The following is a 19,867-nucleotide window of genomic DNA, read 5'->3' on the forward strand; positions in this document are numbered from 1 at the left end:
TTAGCTTGATAGTTATTTGGTTGAAATAGACTTTATAAATCGTTTGAGATATGATATCAAAGGTATAATACTAATAGAAGAGGTTGTTCATGTGAAGAGAATTACGATATGCATTCCTATGTATAATGAGGCAGCAAATTTAAATGAGTTGTATACTCAATTAAATGCATTATCAAATCAATATACAAGGAATTATGAATTTGAGTTTTTATTCGTTAACGATGGGAGTGTTGATCAGTCCATTGAAATTATAAAGACTCTTTCTAATAGCGATAGTCGAGTTAAATGTGTTGACTTATCAAGAAACTTTGGAAAAGAAATAGCTATGTTAGCAGGGTTTGATCATGCAACTGGTGATGCAATTATCATTATGGACGCAGATTTGCAACATCCGCCAAGCACTATACCTAAAATGATCACTGAATGGGAAAAAGGTTATCAAGATGTGTACGGTAAGAGAGTAACAAGACATGGCGAATCTTTTTTCAAAAAAGAATTTTCAAAGCTTTATTATAAAATACTGACACATTTTTCTTCTGTTCCAGTGATTCCAGCAGTTGGGGATTTTAGGTTATTAGATAGGAAATGTATTGATAGTATCAAAAGAATAAGAGAAACACAACGATATACTAAAGGTATTTATATGTGGATTGGATTTAAAAAGAAAGAAGTAACATTTGAAGCTAATGAACGATTTGCAGGCGAAACAAAATGGCAATTCAAATCGCTAGTTAAATTAGCTATCGATGGTATTATATCGGATTCAGTTGTACCATTAAAGCTTTCTTTATATTCAGGAATTATTATTGCATTGTTTTCGTTCTTATATTTGATATATACGTTAATTACTACGATATTATATGGTAGTACTACACCGGGATTCCCTACACTAACTATATTGCTTTTATTTTTAAGTGGGACTCAATTATTTTTTATTGGAATCATTGGAGAATACATTGGGAAAATATTTATTGAAGTAAAAAGACGTCCACCATATTTAGTTCAAGAATTTATTTCAAAAGAAGAAACACATAAACATATAGCAAGAAATGAGGAAACGAATATTGAAGATTAACTATAAAAAAATTAGTCCAATTATCAGCATATTGGTGATTGCAGCAGCAGTATTTTTAATGTATAAACTGAATGTTCTTACGACATTTAGGTCAGATGATTTTAATTACCATTATTCCTTTGCAGATGGAACAAGAATTAGTAGTTTTATGGAGGTTGTAAAATCTCAAGCAGCTCACTACAAAGTTATGAATGGACGCATACCAGCTCATTTTTTAATGCAGTTTTTCACAATATATGGAAAACCAGTTTTTAACGTCGTAAATACAATAGTTTACATATTTTTTATCTTATTAGTGTTATACATGATTAAGAAAAGTTGGAAAGTTAATCCGTTAACGTTTATGACAATGTTTGTAGTAATGTGGTTTTATTTACCGGCTTTTGGTTCAACTGTTTTATGGATGGATGGTTCATTTAATTATCTTTGGACGACTGTCATTTGTTTATTAGTTTTTTTACCGTATCGTAACCCTAAGTTGTTTGATTATAAAGTCAATCAATTTATTTTCCCCATTGTTGGATTAATCGCCGGATGGTGTAGTGAAACGACATCGGCAGGAATCGTATTCTTCCAATTTTGGTTTATTCTATACTGGATGTATAAAAAGCGTCCACATGTCATTCCATATATTATTACCATGTTGACTTCTTTTGCTGGATATTGTTTGATGACTTTCGCTCCAGGTCAAATGCAAAGATTAGACCGAGTAAGTGGAGGAGAAATTCCTATTTTAAAAAATATGTATCATTTCATTGTTACGATGGGAACTAGATACTATATTGAAATATTTGTCTTTATATTATTAATAAGTATTTCAATATTTTTAAACCGAAATAGAGAATTAAATTACTTGGCTGTTTTATTTTTTATGACAGCTGTTCTTGCTGCTTGTACATTAATTATGGCAGGGATTCAAAATATTAATGAAAGAACATACTTTGGTATCGAAACGTTGATAGTCATTGCTATGGGAATATTAATTAAAAATATTTTTGAAGATCAACTATCTACATTCCAAAAAATGAATTTAGCCTATGTCATTATTCTTGTACCACTGTTTTTAATTAATTATCGTGCAACGTATGTTGATGTTAGACGAACTCATAATGAATATACAAAACGTGAAGCATACATTGAAGAATTAAAGTCAAAAGGTGAAAAAGAATTGAACTTAAAAGCGATTAATAGTACAAATGATCATAGTCCATATTATTTGACACCTGATTTAAGTCCAAATCCAAATCATTGGCAAAACGTGACGAAGTCGAAATACTATGACGTAGATAAAATTAACAAAATCAACTAACAAAAACTCCCTTATTCGGTTAAACGAGTAAGGGAGTTTTTGTATTTAATCCACCAAATAGATGGATGTATCAAAGTATTGTTCGATAAAATGGACTTTGTCACTTAGTTCTTCTGTTGTATATGTTTCACCAGGAGCGGAGATAATCCATTTGGTTTCATTGTCGTCATGTCGTTTGACGATTGCAATCAAGACACCTTCAAATGATTCAATCGGTCCATTGACTGTGTTTGAGATGACATAAGCATCTTGTTCTTCACCATCTCCGGCAATAATATTTTTGACATGGCCATAATTTATCGGATAAACAGTCCCTTGCTCATTCTTGTAGCCAATGGGTCTATCTATGGTTACGTTTATTAAACGACTCATTATTACTCTCCTTTTTTCATAAATTGTAATCTATATTAACGAATTAAGCAATTCAAAAAGAAAAATAGAAAGAAATTATCTTAAGAATTTGCTATAATAGAAAAGGATTTGATCAGAAAGGGTGTTCGTACCAAATGACGCAAAAACATAATTTATTGGCAGGTCTAAATGACAAACAACAAGCTGCCGTTCAAACGACACAGGGCCCGTTATTAATCATGGCTGGTGCAGGTAGTGGAAAAACAAGAGTACTAACACATCGTGTGGCTTATTTAATAGATGAAAAAGGGGTTAATCCTTGGAATATTTTAGCTATCACTTTTACAAATAAAGCGGCGAAAGAGATGAAGGAACGTGTGGTTTCGATTCTTGGTTCGGTCGGTGAAGATGTGTGGGTATCCACGTTTCACTCAATGTGCGTCAGAATGTTACGACGTGATGCCGATTTGATTGGTTACAATCGTCAATTTACCATACTTGATGCTAGTGACCAACAGACATTGATTAAACGGATTTTAAAAGAAGAAAATATTGATCCAAAAAAACATGATCCACGCAGTATTTTATCGCAAATTAGTCAGGCGAAAAATGAGTTATTAACGCCTGAATTATATGAAGAACGCTACACTGGTTATTTCGAGCAGATTGTGGCAACGTGCTATAAGCGATACCAAAAAGAACTTCGCAACAATCAATCAATGGATTTTGATGATTTGATTATGTTAACGATTCGTTTGTTTAAGGAAAGTCCTGAAACGTTGTCTTATTATCAAAATAAATTCCAATACATTCACGTTGATGAGTATCAAGATACAAACCATGCTCAATATACGCTGGTTAATTTACTAGCGAAACGTTTTAATAATTTATGCGTTGTGGGGGATGCTGACCAAAGTATTTATGGTTGGCGTGGAGCTGATATGCAAAACATTTTAGATTTTGAATCAGATTATCCTGATGCTAAAACAATTTTACTAGAACAAAATTATCGTTCAACTAAACATATTTTGCAAGCGGCAAATAGTGTGATTAACCATAACCAAAACCGTAAGAAAAAAGAATTATGGACAGATAATCAATCAGGTGAAAAAATTGTGTATTATCGTGCTAACTCTGAACGAGAAGAAGTGCAATACATTGTGACCACCATTCAACAATTAAAACAACAAGAACAACGCTCATATGGCGATTTTTGTGTGTTATATCGTACGAATGCCATGTCCCGTGTGATTGAGGATACGTTCTTAAAAGCAAATATTCCTTATAAAATGGTAGGTGGACATAAGTTCTACGACCGTAAAGAAATCAAAGACATTTTAGGCTACTTAAAAGTGATTTCAAATGAAATGGATTCATTAAGTTTTGAGCGTGTGGTGAATAGTCCAAAACGTGGTATTGGACCTGGAACCATTGAAAAAATTAGAGAGTTTGCTGATATGCATGGTTGGTCATTACTTCAAGCAACAGTTGACATTGATTTGACACCAATTACCGGAAAAGCTAAAAAAGAGCTTGGTAATTTTGGGCAAATGATTATGCAATTAAGAAAGATGATTCCATTTTTAACAATTACGGAATTAGTTGAACAAGTTTTAGATAAAAGTGGTTACCAAGAAGATTTGGTGAAACAAAACTCGCTTGAATCTCATTCACGTTTAGAAAACTTGGAAGAGTTTTTAACTGTAACCAAAGAATTTGACAAGCGTTATGAAGCGGGAGATTATGAAGACGAAAGTGAAAACGATGAGGATAAACTTGCGTTATTCTTAAATGATTTAGCACTTGTTTCTGATATTGATTCATTAGAAGAAGACCAAGGTCAAGTTACCTTTATGACACTTCATGCGGCGAAAGGACTTGAGTTTCCTTATGTCTTTTTAGTTGGGATGGAAGAAAGTATATTCCCACTATCTCGTGCGGTTTTAGAAAGTGATGAACTAGAGGAAGAACGTCGTTTAGCTTATGTGGGGATTACCCGGGCTGAAAAACAATTATTCTTAACGAACGCATCAAGTCGTATGCTGTATGGACGTACGCAATACAATCGTCCGTCACGTTTTTTAGAAGAAATTGACGATGACGTGTTAGAAAAAGTTGGAGCTGTGCATAAAGTAGCTAGCCAAAAACCGATTGGTGAAAAATACCGTCGTGCAACGTATCAACAGCCAACGACAACAGCCGTTACGGCGAAAAAACAAACAGGTGGCGAAAAAGCACCATGGCAACCAGGTGATAAAGTCGAACACAAATCGTGGGGCGTTGGAACGGTTGTTAAAGTGAGTGGGGACGCCAAAGATATGGAGTTAGATGTGGCATTTCCTTCTCAAGGGATTAAACGTTTATTGGCCGCTTTTGCACCAATTACAAAAGTAGATTAAAAAGAGGTGACCATTTTGGGTATTGATGAAGCAACAAAACGTGTGGGCGAGTTACGTCACACGTTAAATGAATGGGCACGCGCTTATTATGTGAAAGATGCGCCACTCGTTAGTGACCATGAATATGATAAGTTATACAAAGAATTAGTGAGTTTAGAAGAACAGTTTCCAGAACTTGTAACAAGTGATTCTATCACACAACGAGTGGGCGGAAAATTACTAGACGGGTTTCAAAAAGTCGAGCACACGACACCAATGATGAGTTTAAGTAATGCCTTTAACGAGAAAGACTTACGTGATTTTGATAAACGCGTGAGAAAAGGCACGAGCAAACCCATTAGTTACATGGTAGAATTGAAGATTGACGGCCTGGCGATTAATTTGACTTATGATAATGGACAATTTGTTCAAGGTGCAACTCGTGGAGATGGTGTTGTAGGGGAGGATATTACGCAAAATTTGCGTACCGTTCACTCTATTCCACTATCACTACAAACACCTGTGACACTTGACGTTCGTGGTGAGTGCTTTATGCCAAAAGAGTCGTTCGTTAGACTAAACGAGGAACGTGACAAAAACGGCGAAAGTGTGTTCGCGAACCCCCGTAATGCAGCAGCAGGGAGTTTACGTCAACTTGATTCATCTGTGACAGCCAAACGTCAGTTAAGTACGTTTTTATATACGATTGCTAATCCTGAAGAATTAGGGTTAACAACCCAAACAGACGCATTAGATTATTTAGATAGTTTAGGATTTAAAACCAATCATCAACGTGAACTTTGTGCCACAATTGATGACGTGTGGCAATACATTGTCCAATTTAGCGATAAACGTCACACGCTTGATTATGAAATTGATGGTATCGTGATTAAAGTCAATGATTTTGATGCACAAAATGAATTAGGTTATACGGTAAAAGCACCTAAGTGGGCGATTGCGTATAAGTTTCCGGCTGAAGAAGTTCAAACAGTCTTACGAGACATCGAGTGGACAGTTGGACGAACGGGCGTTGTAACGCCAACTGCGGTGATGGATCCGGTGCAACTAGCTGGAACAACCGTCTCACGAGCTAGCTTACATAATTGTGATTTGATTGCTGAAAAAGACATTCGATTATTGGATACAGTTGTGATTCACAAAGCTGGAGATATAATTCCTGAGGTCACTCAAGTTGTGTTGGATAAGCGACCTGAAGACAGTCAGCCGTACGAGTTTCCAACACATTGCCCAGCATGTGATGCTGAGTTGGAACGCATTGAGTCAGAAGTTGCTTTAAGATGTTTAAATCCAGCTTGTCCAGCTCAAATTAAAGAAGGATTGAATCACTTCGTGTCGCGAAATGCGATGAATATTGATGGTTTAGGTCCTCGTGTGTTAGAGCAAATGTATGAAAAAGAATTGATAAAACAAGCCGCTGATTTATACTATCTAACACAAGAGCAATTATTAACGCTTGATAAAATCAAAGAAAAATCAGCGAATAATATTTTAGAAGCCATTGCAAATAGCAAAGGCAATTCATTAGAGCGATTGTTGTTTGGTTTAGGAATTCAACATGTTGGATCAAAAGCTGCTAAAATTATTTCAAGTGAATTTGGTACGATTGATAAAATTATCGAAGCAAATAAAGAAGAGATTTTTGCGATTGACACGATTGGACCAGTGATGGCTGATAGTATTACCAAATATTTCTCGATTCCAGAAACATTGGAACAAATTGACAAACTAAAACAAGCTGGGGTGAATATGACGTATCTTGGTGTGACAAAAGAAGACATCACATCAATCGAGTCCCCATTTAAAGATAAAACGATTGTCTTAACCGGAAGTTTGACACAATTTAAACGAGCTGAGGCCAAACAAAAGATTGAGTCGTTAGGTGGAAAAGTGACGGGTAGTGTGTCGAAAAAAACGGATATTGTTGTTGCTGGAGAGGAAGCTGGTAGCAAGTTAACCAAAGCACAAGAATTAGGAATTGACGTTTGGAGTGAACAACAAATGGTTGATGCCATAAACGCGTCACATAAAACAGAGTAAAAGGAGAATTTTGATGACAATTTCAAAAGAAGAAGTACTACACGTAGCAAAATTATCGAAATTACGTTTTTTAGATAGTGAATTAGATGAGATGACAAAACATTTAGGGAAAGTCACTGACATGATGGCAAATTTAAGCCAAGTCGACACAACAGATGTACCATTTACTTCAAGTGTGACAGAAGAAACAAATGTCTTTAGAGAAGACATCGCCATTAAAGGTGAAAGCCGTGACGAATTATTTAGCAATGTTCCTGAAACACAAGATGGTTACATTAAAGTGCCAGCAATTATGGATAACGGGGAGGCAGGAGCATAATGACTGAGTTACAACAATTAACAGTAAAACAACTAAGTGAGGCATTAAATAAAAAAGAATTAAGCTCACAAGAGGTTGTGAAAAGTGGTTTTGATTACATCAAAGAAACAGAGCCAACGATTGATGCCTTTATCACATTAAGTGAAGAAAAAGCATTAGCAGAAGCGAAAAAAATTGATGAGTCACCACGTAGTGATTTAACACCTTTAGCAGGTATTCCAATTGGGATTAAAGATAATATCGTGACAAAAGCCGTGTTAACAACCGCAGCAAGTAAAATGTTGTACAACTTTAACCCAATCTATTCTGCGACGGCAGTAGAAAAATTAGAATCAGCTGGACTGGTGTCTATGGGTAAATTAAACATGGACGAGTTTGCGATGGGTTCTTCAACTGAAACGTCGTACTTCAAGAAAACAAAAAATGCATGGGACCAAACAAAAGTACCTGGTGGCTCTTCAGGTGGGTCTGCTGCGAGTGTGGCAGCTGGACAAGTTCCTGCTTCTTTAGGTAGTGATACAGGTGGAAGTATCCGTCAACCAGCGTCATTTAACGGCATCGTGGGGATGAAACCTACTTATGGACGCGTGTCTCGTTATGGGTTAATTGCCTTTTCATCAAGTTTAGATCAAATTGGTCCGATGACTCGTACAGTAGAAGACAATGCGATGATTTTAAATGCGATTTCTGGTCATGATGCAAAAGATAGCACAAGTTCTCGTCGTGACACACCAGATTTTACAAACTTAATTGGTCAAGACATCAAAGGAATGAAAATTGGTGTACCAAAAGAATTCATGGGTGAAGGGGTTCATCCTGATATTCGTCAAGCAGTAAAAGAAGCGGTGAAAACATTTGAAGCGCTTGGTGCAACTGTAGACGAAGTTAGTTTACCAAATGCGGTTTATGGCGTGGAAGTTTACTATATCATTGCCTCATCAGAAGCATCATCAAACTTACAACGTTTTGATGGTATTCGCTATGGTTACCGTTCAGAAAATATTTCAAACTTAGAAGACGTATATGTTAACTCACGTTCTGAAGGATTTGGTTCAGAAGTGAAACGTCGTATTATGCTTGGAACATTCTCTCTAAGTGCCGGATTTTATGATGCATACTTTAGAAAAGCTGGACAAGTTCGTACCTTGATTGTCAATGACTTTAAAAAAGTCTTTGAAAACTACGACTTGATTTTAGGACCAGTATCACCAACTGTGGCATTTGAATTTGGTGCCGCTCAAGATGATCCAATCACAGCATATATGCGTGATATCTTAACCATTCCAGTTAACTTAGCTGGTTTACCAGGTATGAGTGTTCCTGGCGGATTTTCTGAAGGATTGCCAATTGGAATTCAATTAATCGGAAATCATTTTGATGAAGAAAAAATGTATCAAGCAGCGTATGCGTTTGAACAAGCAACTGATTTCCATAAAAAACAACCTGTTATTTTAGGAGGTAAAGCATAGTGAATTTTGAAACAGTCATTGGGTTAGAAGTCCATGTGGAATTAAAAACCGAATCAAAAATCTTTTCAACGTCTGCCGCTCACTTTGGTGCAGACCCAAATACGAATACAAACGTGATTGATTTTTCAATGCCAGGTGTTTTACCTGTTTTAAATAGAGGCGCACTTGAATATGGTATGAAAGCCGCTTTAGCACTTAACTGTAAAATCAACCGTCACACAAATTTTGATAGAAAAAACTATTTTTATCCAGATAATCCAAAAGCCTATCAAATTTCTCAAGATGACAAACCAATCGGCTATGATGGTTGGGTTGAAATCGAAGTAGAAGGTAAAAAGAAAAAAATCCGTATTGAACGCGTGCATTTAGAGGAAGATGCGGGTAAAAATATTCATGGTACTGATGGTTATTCATATGTCGATTTAAACCGTCAAGGCACACCACTTATTGAGATTGTATCTGAAGCAGATATGCGCTCACCTGAAGAAGCTTATGCTTATTTAGAAGCCATTCGTTCAATCATCCAATTTACTGGTGTCAGTGATGTGAAAATGGAAGAAGGGTCAATGCGTTGTGACGCGAACATTTCTCTAAGACCTTATGGACAAGAAAAGTTTGGAACAAAAGCAGAACTTAAAAACTTGAACTCACTAAACTACGTGAAACAAGGACTTGCTTTTGAAGAACAACGTCAAGCAAAAGTTTTAATGTCAGGTGGTATTATCCAACAAGAAACACGTCGTTATGATGAATCAACTAAATCAACTATCTTGATGCGTGTTAAAGAAGGAGCAAGTGATTACCGTTACTTCCCAGAACCAGATATTCCATCAATTGATATTAGTGAAGAATGGGTGGAAGAAATGAGAGCATCATTACCAGAGATGCCAGCTGCTAGACGTATTCGTTATGTGAGTGAACTTGGTTTACCTGAATATGATGCAATGGTATTGACTCTATCTAGTGATATGTCTGACTTCTTTGATGCCACAGTGAATAACGGAGCAGATGCCAAACAAGCCTCTAACTGGTTAATGGGTGAAGTATCAGCTTACTTAAATAGCGAGCACTTAGAGTTACTTAAAACAAAACTAACACCAGAAAATCTTGCTGGTATGATTAACTTAATCGCTGATGGAACAATTAGTTCTAAAATTGCGAAAAAAGTCTTTAAAGAATTAATCGAAAACGGTGGCGACGCTAAAGAAGTTGTTGAAGCAAAAGGATTAGTCCAATTGTCTGATCCAGCACAATTATTACCAATGATTAACGAGGTATTAGATAAAAATGAACAGTCAATCGAAGACTTTAAAAATGGAAAAGATCGTGCCGTTGGTTTCTTAGTCGGTCAAATTATGAAAGCAACAAAAGGAAAAGCAAATCCAGGAGTCGTGAATAAATTATTAAAAGAGGAATTATTGAAACGTTAAATTGACAACGTTCGATATGAAGGAGCAAGTTAAATGAGAGCAAGATTAATTTATAATCCAACATCTGGCAAAGAGTTGTTAAAACGAAATTTAGCAGATATTTTAATGGTGATTGAAAAAGCTGGATATGAAGCCAGTGCCTTTGCGACGACACCGGAGCCTTTTTCTGCCAAAAAAGAAGCAGCAAGAGCCGCGAATGCTGGTTTTGATTTGATTATCGCAGCAGGTGGTGATGGCACGATTAATGAAGTGATTAACGGTATTGCTCCACTAGAAAAACGACCTAAATTAGCAGTTATTCCTGGTGGAACAACCAATGATTTTGCTCGAGCGTTGCAAATTCCGCGTGATAATGTGGTGAAAGCTGCAGAGGTGATTTTAAAAAATCAAACCATTAGATCAGATATTGGAAAAGCTGGGAACACATATTTTATGAATATCGCAGCAGGTGGTTACTTAACTGAATTGACCTATGATGTACCATCTCATCTGAAAAGTGTTTTTGGCTATCTTGCCTATTTAGCAAAAGGAGCAGAGATGTTGCCACGAGTGAAAACAATCAAGATGCGTCTGAAATATGACGATGGTGAATTTGATGGCAAAGCATCCATGTTTTTCTTAGGGCTAACCAATTCAATTGGTGGCTTTGAACAAATTGTTCCCGACGCTCAGTTAGATGATGGGAAATTTTCACTGTTAATCGTGAAAACAGCCAATGTATTAGAAATCATGCATTTGGTGGCTTTGATGTTAAACGGTGGAAAACACATTGACGACCCTAGAATAGAATACATTAAAACGTCAAGATTACACGCTGAAGCCTTTGATGATGATTATCGTATGATGATTAATTTAGATGGGGAATATGGTGGAGATGCCCCAATGGAATTTATAAATTACAAACAACACATAGAAATTTATGCTAATCTGGATGCAATACCTGAATCGGCTATTTCAATTGATGAAGAAGAAGCGTCTGATCGATTTATCGAACAAGTCGAACAACTCACTCAAGAAGATATTAATGAAGATGGCACTATTTTTGGCAATAAAGAGTAGTACGTGCACTGTTTAAAAGAGAAAGAGGATTTTATGAAAAAACAAAAAATAGAAGCACCAGTGAAAAAAAATGAACGTTTAGTTGTTGATATCGTCGATATGACTTATGACGGACGTGGAGTAGCAAAAGTGGATGGTTTCCCCATTTTTGTTGAAGAAGGGATTACAGGCGAGCGAGTAAAAATTCATGTGATGAAGGTCATGAAAAAATTTGCCTTCGCAAAAATTATGACGTGGGAAACAACAAGTGAAAATCGTGTTGAAACGGTGGAAAAAGATTTAATTCGTACAGGGATTGCCCCACTACATCATATGAGCTATGACGCGCAACTTGATTTCAAGAAAAATCAAGTGACTCAAGCGATGAAACGTATCGGTGGCTTTGATGAATTAAACGTTGCGGACGTTTTAGGAATGGAACACCCCTTTGCTTATCGTAATAAAGCCCAAATTCCAGTACGTATGATTGGAGCTGACATTGAACTTGGTTTCTTTAGAAAAAATAGTCATGACTTAATTGTGGTAGAAGACTTTTTAATTCAAGATAAAATGATTGATGAGATTTTATTATTCTTGAAAGAAAGACTTAGAAAATATTCAATCAAACCATATGATGAAAGCCAACATTCAGGACATCTGAAAAGCATCGTGATTCGTAAAGGTCATTACTCAAATGAAGTGATGGTAACTTTTGTGACACGTAAAAAGAAAATTTTCTACTTACATGATATTGTGACTGAACTTGTGGCAGCTTATCCAAACGTGGTATCTGTGATGCAAAATATCCAACCAAACGTGACAAACAAAGTCTTAGACGAACGTTTGAACGTGTTATACGGTAAAGATAGCATTAGTGATGAGTTATTAGGTAAAACATATCATATCTCAGCACAGTCATTCTACCAAGTGAACACTGAACAAGCTGAAAACCTTTATAAAAAAGCGATTGAATTAGCTGATTTAAAAGAAGATGACGTGGTTCTTGATGCGTATTGTGGTATTGGAACAATCGGCTTGAGTATGGCTAACAAAGTGAAGAAAGTGTACGGCGTGGAAATCGTGCCAGAAGCGATTGAAGATGCGATTCATAATGCTGAAATCAATGACATCACAAATGTTGAATTTAAATCCGGAGCAGCCGATAAAGTTCTAAAAAATTGGACAGCAGATGGCATTAAGTTTGATGTGATAGTCGTTGACCCACCAAGAAAAGGGTTAACAGAAGATTTTATTAAACAATCAGTCGAATTAAAACCAGAAAAAATTGTGTACATTTCATGTGATCCAAGTACTATGGCACGTGATATGAAATTATTTGCTAGTTTAGGTTATGCAACTGATATCGTTTATCCAGTTGACATGTTCCCGCAAACAACACATATTGAGTGTGTGACAGTGTTGACGAATTAAATATTATTTTGTGAGATTTAGGGAGTATCCTAAGTCTCTTTTTGTATAAAAAATTCTTAATAGTTACAATTCAATTATATTTAGTCTCTATAGTAAAGGTATGAAAAGGAGGAACATAAAATGACAAATATAATTGAAATAAAAGAGGTATCAAAACAATTTAAACATCAAACTGTTTTAGATAATATCTCATTAACGATAGAAGAAGGCACAGTCTATGGCTTATTAGGACCAAATGGGGCTGGGAAATCAACCTTATTAAAAATTATTACTCAAGTAATTAAACCAGATTCTGGAACGATTTACTTTGACTCACATGAATTAAACCAATCTGATTTACTTGAGATAGGAGCGATTATAGAAAGTCCAGCTATTTATCCTAACTTAACAGCTTATGAAAATTTAGACGTTTTAGCGACCTTACTTAATATCGAAAAAACACGTATCAAAGAGGTTCTATCCGTTGTGTCGTTAGAAAACACTGGAAAAAAGCTAGCAAAAGATTTTTCTTTTGGGATGAAACAACGTTTAGGCATTGCGATGGCATTGATTCATCAACCAAGGTTATTGATTTTAGATGAACCAACAAATGGTTTAGATCCTGTTGGGATACAAGAATTAAGAGAGTTAATCAAATCATTTTCAAAACAAGGAATAACCGTGATTTTGTCCAGTCATATTTTAAGTGAAGTACAACAAGTTGCTGATAAAGTAGGGATCATCAATCATGGACATTTACGTTACGAAGGGAAAAATGATATGACGGATACTCATCTTGAAGACTTGTTTATGACTATCATCAAAAAGGATGATAAGGATTATGAATAACTATATAAAGGCAGAATTCATTAAAGACAAACGTTCTGCTAATGCGACCTTGATGAAACTTGTTCCAGTGATTGTTGTAGTGTTTAATTTATTGATGGTCAGTCTAATGGGAGTAGCACCAACTGGTAAAAGTTACGTGATGGCAACGACCTTTAATTGGTATCCAATTTTGATTTTACCTGTCATATTAAGTTTATTGGTAGTCAATAGTTGCAGTAAGGAAACACCATCACACCTTGTTAGTCAAAAGAGTTTGGGACTCAGTGGTAGTAAAACGTTATTTGCGAAAAATGTGGTGGTATTAGTTGAATTATTGGTTATGTTAATTTTATCTTCTGTACTGGCAGATGGATTAGGAATATTTATTTTTAAGGAAACGATTCACATTAAGACATTAATCATGGCTACCATCACACTTTTTATAGGTAGCTTACCTGTAGTTGGGATGTCGTTTTTATTATTTTATGTCTTTCATAAAAAAGTAGTAGTTATCTTGATAAACTTTTTATTGGTTTTTCCGTCAGCATTAATAGCAGTTCAATCAAAATGGGTCTTTTTCCCATGGGCTTATAGTTTACGTATGCTTGCACCAATTATAGGGGTCCATCCAAATGGCACATTTTTAACTGAGGAGAATCCACTGATGACTACTCATGCAACTTATTTAGGTATTTTGCTAAGTTTAATGGTTTATCTACTTGTTTTAATTACTTTGAACATTCTTATTAGGAGGAAAAATCATGACTAATCTCTTAAAATCATATTGGCTACGCACTAAAAGGACTCCAGTGAGAGTGTTGATGATCCTTGCCCCAATTTTATATTCACTTATCATGTGTCTGTATTTCTTTTCTACAAATACTTTGAAAGGACAGGAAGTCCTCTCGTTTTATGCGATGTTAGCCATTATATCGACTTTTACATTAAGTCTTCTTGTCCCAATGATTTATGACCCTGATAAAACAGCCAGTCATTATGCCAATGATTTACGAATCGGAATCAATAGACGACGAGTATTTTTTACCCGATTTGTTTTTATCACACTGATTTGTCTAGTGATTATTCTTTTAACAGTGAGCTTTTTTATTCTTTTCTTATGTGTTACAAATAGTGAGTTTAACCTGATACAAGTTATTACCTTAACAGTTATCCTGTTAATGACATTACTGCCCATGATTGCTATTTATCAGTATTTATCTTTACGATTTAATTATACTGGTAGTATTTTGGTAGGATGCTTGATAACATTAGCAGCAATCTTACTTGGGACAACGAATTTGGGTGAGAGAGTGTGGCTGTTTTTACCCTTTACTTGGCCAATTAAATTAACTTTTGAAGTAGGCAAAGGAGCAATGAGTCTTCGTATTGTCAGTCTAGTGTTAATAGGAACAATTTTAGTAACGGCAATCACACTCTGGATATTGTCACTTTGGTATAATAAGTGGGATGGTGTCACACGATTGGAGGAATAGTGATGAAAATATTGATCATTGATGATGACGAGGATTTATTAAAGCTAATAGAAAATGCGTTAAGTAAAGAGTACATAGTTGAGACTATATTAGGTGCAAATAAAGTTAATCCTGATGAGTTAAAGCATTATGATCTAGTGATATTAGATGTGATGATGCCAGAGATGTCAGGATTTGACTTTTTAAAACAGTACAGGGAACTGATTAATGCACCCATCATTCTTTTAACAGCAAAAGATTTTGAAAAAGATAAGCTTGAAGGATTTGCTTTAGGGGCGGATGACTATGTGACCAAACCCTTTTCTATCAAAGAAATAAGAGCACGAGTTGCCGCTCATCTAAGAAGAGAGCAACGACAAAAGCATCATCGACTGATTGATTATCCGGTGTCCTGTGACTTGATTGCCAAGCAGTTTTTTTACGAGGAAACGGAAGTATCACTTACCTCAAGTGAATATGAGTTATGTGAATTGCTATTAAAAAATAAAGGACAAGTTTTTTCAAAAGAACAGCTTTATACGTCTGTTTATGGATTAGAAGCAGTTGGAGATAGTCAAACAACGATTACAGAGCGAGTGAAACAGATTCGAGCAAAATTTGATTTAGTTGGCATTAATCCAATTAAAACAGTATGGGGAGTTGGGTATAAATGGCAAATCGAAAAGGACTGACTCGTTTAATAACAACATATGCTGTAATGGAGTTGCTTTATACGTTTTTCGTGATGATTTTTTTCTTTTTGTTACTAAATATATTGGTCAATACTGGTATTGTTTACCCAGCTAATTACCCTGAAAGTCAGTTGGGTAAAGTTGAAAAAGACTTTAAATCTGAGAGTTGGACACCAGATCAACTTCCATTTTTTTATGAGTATGAATATATGAAAAATGGGCAAGTGGTGAGTAGTAACATCAGTGAGACTTATCAACCTTATGTCAAAAAAGCACAAGAAACAGCAAGAGCGTCAAAAGATAGTTTTATTGGGGCAAGAGTGTTTCGATACTACACTACAAATGATAAAGAACTAGTTGTCAGCTACAAATTAAGTCCATTCTTTGCATCACAAAAACTTAATCAGTTGATTCCACATTTTGAAGGAGTTTATTTTCTCGTTGTTTTTTTTGTTTGGATAAGTGGTTTTTTATTTTTGATTGTGAGATTAACTAAGATACTAAAAAGAGAGATTAAAAAAATATCAACAGCCAGTGTCTACATTCAACAACAAAATCTTGATTATCCGAGAATAAACAGTGACTATAAAGAAATTAATGACGTATTATCTACCATTGATTTATTGGCAAATGATTTAAAGAAATCTCTGCAAGAACAGTGGCAAATGCAAGAAACGAAGCGAGACTTAATTGAGTCAGTGACTCATGATATTAGAACACCCATTACGTTAATAAAAGGGAATCTTGAATTGTTAGATGAAGAAGCGTTGACCGCTAGTTCAAGTGAACGAGTGAAAGATATTGAAAAAGGTGTATCACGATTAGAAGTTTATGTTGAAAGATTAAAACAAATTTCAAGTCATGTCACTGAAGAAAAAATGCCAGTGAGTGAAGAGGTGTTAAGTCGTTGGATTGATGTCGCACGTTTATTATGTGACACTCATCAACGACAACTTAGCCTAATGGAAACTGACACAAGTTCTATTCCACTAGAAACTGAAAATGTCACGATGGCGTTACAAAATATAATATTCCACTAGAAACTGAAAATGTCACGATGGCGTTACAAATATAATAAGTAATTCAATCGAGCATTCTAACCTAAATTCAACGATTACATTAGATTTTAGAGATTTAGAGACAGAGTATCGAGTGACCATAACAGATGAAGGAACAGGATTTTCGGATTTATTTTTAGCCTCATTACCTAGCAAATATGTATCAAGTAAGCTAGATAATACAGCTTCTCATGGTTTAGGTTTGTATCATGTGAAAGAAATGGTTGAACGACATAATGGAACATTGCTCATCGAAAATCGTCCAGAAAAAAATCAAACAGGTGCGAAAGTGACGCTAGTATTTAAGAAATAACATCATGAAACAAGTTAGTTGTTCTGGATTATTTTTCGTAGTATAGTTACTTACATAAAGTAAGAGTTATACAAAAGAAAGAGGTTGAAGCATATGTCATTTCATAAAAATCCAGTTACCTTTGTTAGTCATGTTGAACTTAAAGTGAGCGACTTAACACAATCCACACGTTTTTATACGGAAGTATTAGGATTAAACATAAAAGAACAAACATCAGATAGTATATCATTTACAACAAATGGTCAGGATGTTTTGTTGACTATCACAGAACCAAAAAATATAACATTAAAACAAGAACCACGAACAGGGTTGTATCATTTTGCTTTGTTATTACCAAAACGATCAGATTTAGCGCAAGTCGTGAGACATTTTGTTAATCTAGGTGTCCGATTTGGTGGCGGAGATCATTTAGTTAGTGAAGCCATTTATTTAAATGATCCAGATGGCAATGGGATTGAAATTTATGTCGACAGAGATGCGAGTGTTTGGCAATGGTCGAATGGTGAAGTTTCGATGACGACTGACCCAGTTGATTTTGATGATTTATTAAAAGAATCAGTTGTCCCTTTTTGGAATGGTTTGCCAAAAGAAACGGTGATGGGGCATATTCATTTACAAGTAAATGATTTAGCAAAAAATAAAGAGTTTTATGTTGATGGGCTTGGGTTTGATGTGGTCAGTCGCTATGGAAGAGAGGCATTATTTTTATCTGATTCAAACTATCATCATCATATTGCTTTAAACACTTGGTCAGGGACACAAATTAAACACGCTGAAAAAACAGAAACAGGCATCGAAAGTTATTCAATTGTCTTTCCAAGCGAAGAAAAACGACAAGAGACTGTGGCGTCATTAAGAGAATTAGGTATTCCAGTAATGGAAGAAGAAAATGAGGTTACTGTATTTGATCCGTCAGATATAAAACTAAAATTGATGATTGGTTAAGAAAAACCATCTATCCAAATGAGGGTAGATGGTTTATTTAGATGAGAAAGTATAAATGCTAGGTTCATACTCATCTAATGTGCCGTTTAAAACTGTTGTGACAATAGATCGTGGCACGTTGTACTCTAAAGAAATAAAAGAGTCAGTTGATTTTGAGAAACTGACTTTATACGTATAAGTGTTATCAAACCAACTATAAGATAAAGAGGCTTTATCAACTGAATTTTATCGACTATTTTTGTTGAAACATAATTTGACATATTTTTCTCGACAAGTTGGTTGAATTGATACTTTTTGAAACCAAATAGGCATCCAACCATCAGTATTACCAAACCAAAACTGATAAATACTTTCTTCATAGCATGACCTACTTTCAAAAGGTGATATTTTGTACTAATACCATATAAAAAACAGTTCCTAATCCTATGCTTAAAAAGGTGCTGTGTTTCCACTTGTGGATGATGACAATAAATAAAATAGCGAGTAATTCGGGAAACGCAAAGGCCCTTGTGATGGTATCTTTCAGACAAAATACAACTAACAATCCCATTGTGGCATAAGGTAGGACATTTCCTAAATAAGTAATATAAGCAGGGGGTGTTTTATTTTCTGGAAATAAAATAAATGGTAGAAAACGAGTTAACATCGTGCCAAATACCACAACACCAATCGTTATCACTTGATGAGGAAAAGACATCGTTGTCATAATGTCGTCACCTCCTGTTTATCTAGATTTTTTCTATCTAAAGTAAAAATTAAAATGATTAACGCCATGGCAGGCAACATAAAATTGTCAGCACCTAATAAGATCAAACAAATAAACGAACTAATGAGTCCAATAAGAGCTGGTCTATGGTCGGATGATTCTTCCCATTGATTGATAAACATGACAACAAATAAAGCAGTCATCACAAATCCAATGCCAGTTGTATCAAATGTGATAAATGAACCAAGTAACGCACCAAGTGTTGCGCCACCTACCCAATAAATCTGATTTAGCAATGTTACAAAAAACATAAACCATCCTTTATCGACATCTTTTGGTGGTGTCACGGTACAATTTATCGTGAATGATTCATCACACATCCCATAGATTAAATAAAACTTTTTCCAACCAGTATTTTTATATTTATTTAACATTGAAATACCGTAAAACATATGTCTAGCGTTGACCAAAAGCGTTAAAACAAAGGCATAAAGTGGGTTGTAAGCTGACATGAGTAAATTAGCTGTGACAAATTCCATTGAACCAGCATAAATAAAAAAACTCATTAGCATTGGATACCACACACTAAACCCCATACTACGCATCAAAAAACCATAAGACATTCCTAAAAACAAAAACCCAACACAAATTGGCAGTGTGTAGGGCAGAGCTGTTTCGAACGCTTTTCTTTTCATTTAACTCCCCCTAATGAATGAAACTTTTTTCCATCATACAGTTGTAAGAATTATCTGTCAAGTCAGTCAATTAAAGTGAGTTGTCAAAATAAGCCACGTCGTGTTATAGTTGTCTTAACAATTTAAGAAAGGGTGACCCAAATACATGTACAACTAAATCCTATTTATAAGCAAAATGAAGAAAACGATCGAACAAGCTTTTTTGTTATGCGTTTGTCTTTATTTGTGGAATAGGAGTGGTTGTATGAGTGTGGGTTAATGTCTTTTTGAGCATACCCTAAACACGTTTAATCCCTCCTATTTCAAACAATAGGAGGGATT

General features: G+C 35.2%; 20 protein-coding genes. 17 read left to right on the forward strand and 3 right to left on the reverse strand.

What is annotated here, in order from left to right; all coding sequences use genetic code 11:
• The first annotated feature begins 91 nt into the window (after positions 1-91).
• Together BHY08_RS04675 and BHY08_RS04680 are read left to right on the forward strand one after the other, a co-directional pair.
• Positions 92-1,075, forward strand: a complete 984-nt coding sequence (locus tag BHY08_RS04675; RefSeq protein WP_071456770.1) for a glycosyltransferase family 2 protein — start codon at positions 92-94, stop codon at positions 1,073-1,075.
• On the forward strand, positions 1,065-2,384 hold the full coding sequence (locus BHY08_RS04680) for a DUF3329 domain-containing protein (RefSeq protein WP_071456771.1): 1,320 nt from the start codon (positions 1,065-1,067) through the stop codon (positions 2,382-2,384). Before BHY08_RS04675 ends, BHY08_RS04680 begins: the two co-directional genes overlap by 11 nt.
• A gap of 45 nt (positions 2,385-2,429) precedes the next feature.
• Here the strand turns inward: BHY08_RS04680 and BHY08_RS04685 are convergent, their stop codons facing one another.
• Entirely contained in the window at positions 2,430-2,756 is a 327-nt protein-coding gene (locus tag BHY08_RS04685; RefSeq protein WP_071456772.1) for an inorganic diphosphatase, read from the reverse strand.
• A 134-nt stretch (positions 2,757-2,890) separates the two neighbouring features.
• On the opposite strand from BHY08_RS04685, the gene pcrA reads away from it, so the two are divergent.
• The 15 genes from pcrA to BHY08_RS11350 all read left to right on the forward strand — a co-directional run bounded on the left by pcrA (position 2,891) and on the right by BHY08_RS11350 (position 18,323).
• Positions 2,891-5,134, forward strand: coding sequence for a DNA helicase PcrA (gene pcrA / locus BHY08_RS04690; protein WP_071456773.1), 2,244 nt, complete (start codon positions 2,891-2,893; stop codon positions 5,132-5,134).
• Positions 5,135-5,140: 6 nt separating this feature from the next.
• Entirely contained in the window at positions 5,141-7,171 is a 2,031-nt protein-coding gene (gene ligA / locus BHY08_RS04695; protein WP_071456774.1) for an NAD-dependent DNA ligase LigA, read from the forward strand.
• Between the two features lie 13 nt (positions 7,172-7,184).
• The gene (gene gatC / locus BHY08_RS04700; RefSeq protein WP_071456775.1) at positions 7,185-7,490 is read left to right on the forward strand and encodes an Asp-tRNA(Asn)/Glu-tRNA(Gln) amidotransferase subunit GatC; all 306 of its coding nucleotides are present in this window, start codon (positions 7,185-7,187) and stop codon (positions 7,488-7,490) included.
• Entirely contained in the window at positions 7,490-8,959 is a 1,470-nt protein-coding gene (gatA, locus tag BHY08_RS04705; RefSeq protein WP_071456776.1) for an Asp-tRNA(Asn)/Glu-tRNA(Gln) amidotransferase subunit GatA, read from the forward strand. The genes gatC and gatA overlap by 1 nt, the downstream gene beginning before the upstream one ends.
• On the forward strand, positions 8,959-10,389 hold the full coding sequence (gene gatB, locus BHY08_RS04710) for an Asp-tRNA(Asn)/Glu-tRNA(Gln) amidotransferase subunit GatB (protein ID WP_071456777.1): 1,431 nt from the start codon (positions 8,959-8,961) through the stop codon (positions 10,387-10,389). Before gatA ends, gatB begins: the two co-directional genes overlap by 1 nt.
• Positions 10,390-10,422: 33 nt before the next feature.
• Positions 10,423-11,448 (forward strand): diacylglycerol kinase, encoded by a 1,026-nt coding sequence (locus BHY08_RS04715; protein ID WP_071456778.1) that lies wholly within the window; start codon positions 10,423-10,425, stop codon positions 11,446-11,448.
• A gap of 33 nt (positions 11,449-11,481) precedes the next feature.
• Positions 11,482-12,858 (forward strand): 23S rRNA (uracil(1939)-C(5))-methyltransferase RlmD, encoded by a 1,377-nt coding sequence (gene rlmD, locus BHY08_RS04720; protein WP_071456779.1) that lies wholly within the window; start codon positions 11,482-11,484, stop codon positions 12,856-12,858.
• A 120-nt stretch (positions 12,859-12,978) separates the two neighbouring features.
• Entirely contained in the window at positions 12,979-13,686 is a 708-nt protein-coding gene (locus BHY08_RS04725; protein ID WP_071456780.1) for a lantibiotic protection ABC transporter ATP-binding protein, read from the forward strand.
• Positions 13,679-14,434, forward strand: coding sequence for a lantibiotic immunity ABC transporter MutE/EpiE family permease subunit (locus BHY08_RS04730; protein WP_071456781.1), 756 nt, complete (start codon positions 13,679-13,681; stop codon positions 14,432-14,434). The genes BHY08_RS04725 and BHY08_RS04730 overlap by 8 nt, the downstream gene beginning before the upstream one ends.
• A complete protein-coding gene (locus tag BHY08_RS04735) occupies positions 14,427-15,158 on the forward strand; it encodes an ABC-2 family transporter permease (protein ID WP_071456782.1) in 732 nt (243 codons plus the stop codon). Before BHY08_RS04730 ends, BHY08_RS04735 begins: the two co-directional genes overlap by 8 nt.
• Positions 15,159-15,160: 2 nt before the next feature.
• On the forward strand, positions 15,161-15,829 hold the full coding sequence (locus BHY08_RS04740; protein ID WP_071456783.1) for a response regulator transcription factor: 669 nt from the start codon (positions 15,161-15,163) through the stop codon (positions 15,827-15,829).
• Positions 15,808-16,869 (forward strand): histidine kinase dimerization/phospho-acceptor domain-containing protein, encoded by a 1,062-nt coding sequence (locus BHY08_RS04745; protein ID WP_084657174.1) that lies wholly within the window; start codon positions 15,808-15,810, stop codon positions 16,867-16,869. Before BHY08_RS04740 ends, BHY08_RS04745 begins: the two co-directional genes overlap by 22 nt.
• Before the next feature lie 34 nt (positions 16,870-16,903).
• On the forward strand, positions 16,904-17,200 hold the full coding sequence (locus tag BHY08_RS10705) for a sensor histidine kinase (RefSeq protein WP_276325591.1): 297 nt from the start codon (positions 16,904-16,906) through the stop codon (positions 17,198-17,200).
• 93 nt (positions 17,201-17,293) lie between these two features.
• Positions 17,294-18,145 (forward strand): VOC family protein, encoded by an 852-nt coding sequence (locus tag BHY08_RS04750; RefSeq protein ID WP_071456784.1) that lies wholly within the window; start codon positions 17,294-17,296, stop codon positions 18,143-18,145.
• 55 nt (positions 18,146-18,200) lie between these two features.
• Positions 18,201-18,323: a hypothetical protein gene (locus BHY08_RS11350; protein ID WP_276325582.1), complete on the forward strand. Its 123-nt coding sequence runs from the start codon at positions 18,201-18,203 to the stop codon at positions 18,321-18,323.
• A gap of 195 nt (positions 18,324-18,518) precedes the next feature.
• On the opposite strand, the gene BHY08_RS04760 is transcribed toward BHY08_RS11350, so the two are convergent.
• Both BHY08_RS04760 and BHY08_RS04765 read right to left on the reverse strand, forming a co-directional pair.
• Positions 18,519-18,851, reverse strand: a complete 333-nt coding sequence (locus tag BHY08_RS04760) for a branched-chain amino acid transporter permease (RefSeq protein WP_211267918.1) — start codon at positions 18,849-18,851, stop codon at positions 18,519-18,521.
• Positions 18,848-19,546 carry an AzlC family ABC transporter permease gene (locus BHY08_RS04765; protein ID WP_071456786.1) on the reverse strand — a complete coding sequence of 233 codons (699 nt, stop codon included), beginning with the start codon at positions 19,544-19,546 and terminating at the stop codon, positions 18,848-18,850. Before BHY08_RS04765 ends, BHY08_RS04760 begins: the two co-directional genes overlap by 4 nt.
• Positions 19,547-19,867 lie beyond the last annotated feature (321 nt).

This window comes from Vagococcus teuberi (assembly GCF_001870205.1).
In the GTDB taxonomy this organism is placed as follows: domain Bacteria; phylum Bacillota; class Bacilli; order Lactobacillales; family Vagococcaceae; genus Vagococcus; species Vagococcus teuberi.

Coding starts and splice junctions, on each gene's coding strand:
- BHY08_RS04730 (WP_071456781.1), top strand. CDS start 13,679: ATGAATAACTATATAAAGGCAGAATTCATTAAAGACAAACGTTCTGCT.
- gatA (WP_071456776.1), top strand. CDS start 7,490: ATGACTGAGTTACAACAATTAACAGTAAAACAACTAAGTGAGGCATTA.
- BHY08_RS04725 (WP_071456780.1), top strand. CDS start 12,979: ATGACAAATATAATTGAAATAAAAGAGGTATCAAAACAATTTAAACAT.
- pcrA (WP_071456773.1), top strand. CDS start 2,891: ATGACGCAAAAACATAATTTATTGGCAGGTCTAAATGACAAACAACAA.
- BHY08_RS04750 (WP_071456784.1), top strand. CDS start 17,294: ATGTCATTTCATAAAAATCCAGTTACCTTTGTTAGTCATGTTGAACTT.
- BHY08_RS11350 (WP_276325582.1), top strand. CDS start 18,201: ATGCTAGGTTCATACTCATCTAATGTGCCGTTTAAAACTGTTGTGACA.
- BHY08_RS04765 (WP_071456786.1), bottom strand. CDS start 19,546: ATGAAAAGAAAAGCGTTCGAAACAGCTCTGCCCTACACACTGCCAATT.
- gatC (WP_071456775.1), top strand. CDS start 7,185: ATGACAATTTCAAAAGAAGAAGTACTACACGTAGCAAAATTATCGAAA.
- BHY08_RS04735 (WP_071456782.1), top strand. CDS start 14,427: ATGACTAATCTCTTAAAATCATATTGGCTACGCACTAAAAGGACTCCA.
- rlmD (WP_071456779.1), top strand. CDS start 11,482: ATGAAAAAACAAAAAATAGAAGCACCAGTGAAAAAAAATGAACGTTTA.
- BHY08_RS04685 (WP_071456772.1), bottom strand. CDS start 2,756: ATGAGTCGTTTAATAAACGTAACCATAGATAGACCCATTGGCTACAAG.
- BHY08_RS04745 (WP_084657174.1), top strand. CDS start 15,808: ATGGCAAATCGAAAAGGACTGACTCGTTTAATAACAACATATGCTGTA.
- BHY08_RS04715 (WP_071456778.1), top strand. CDS start 10,423: ATGAGAGCAAGATTAATTTATAATCCAACATCTGGCAAAGAGTTGTTA.
- BHY08_RS04760 (WP_211267918.1), bottom strand. CDS start 18,851: ATGACAACGATGTCTTTTCCTCATCAAGTGATAACGATTGGTGTTGTG.
- BHY08_RS04740 (WP_071456783.1), top strand. CDS start 15,161: ATGAAAATATTGATCATTGATGATGACGAGGATTTATTAAAGCTAATA.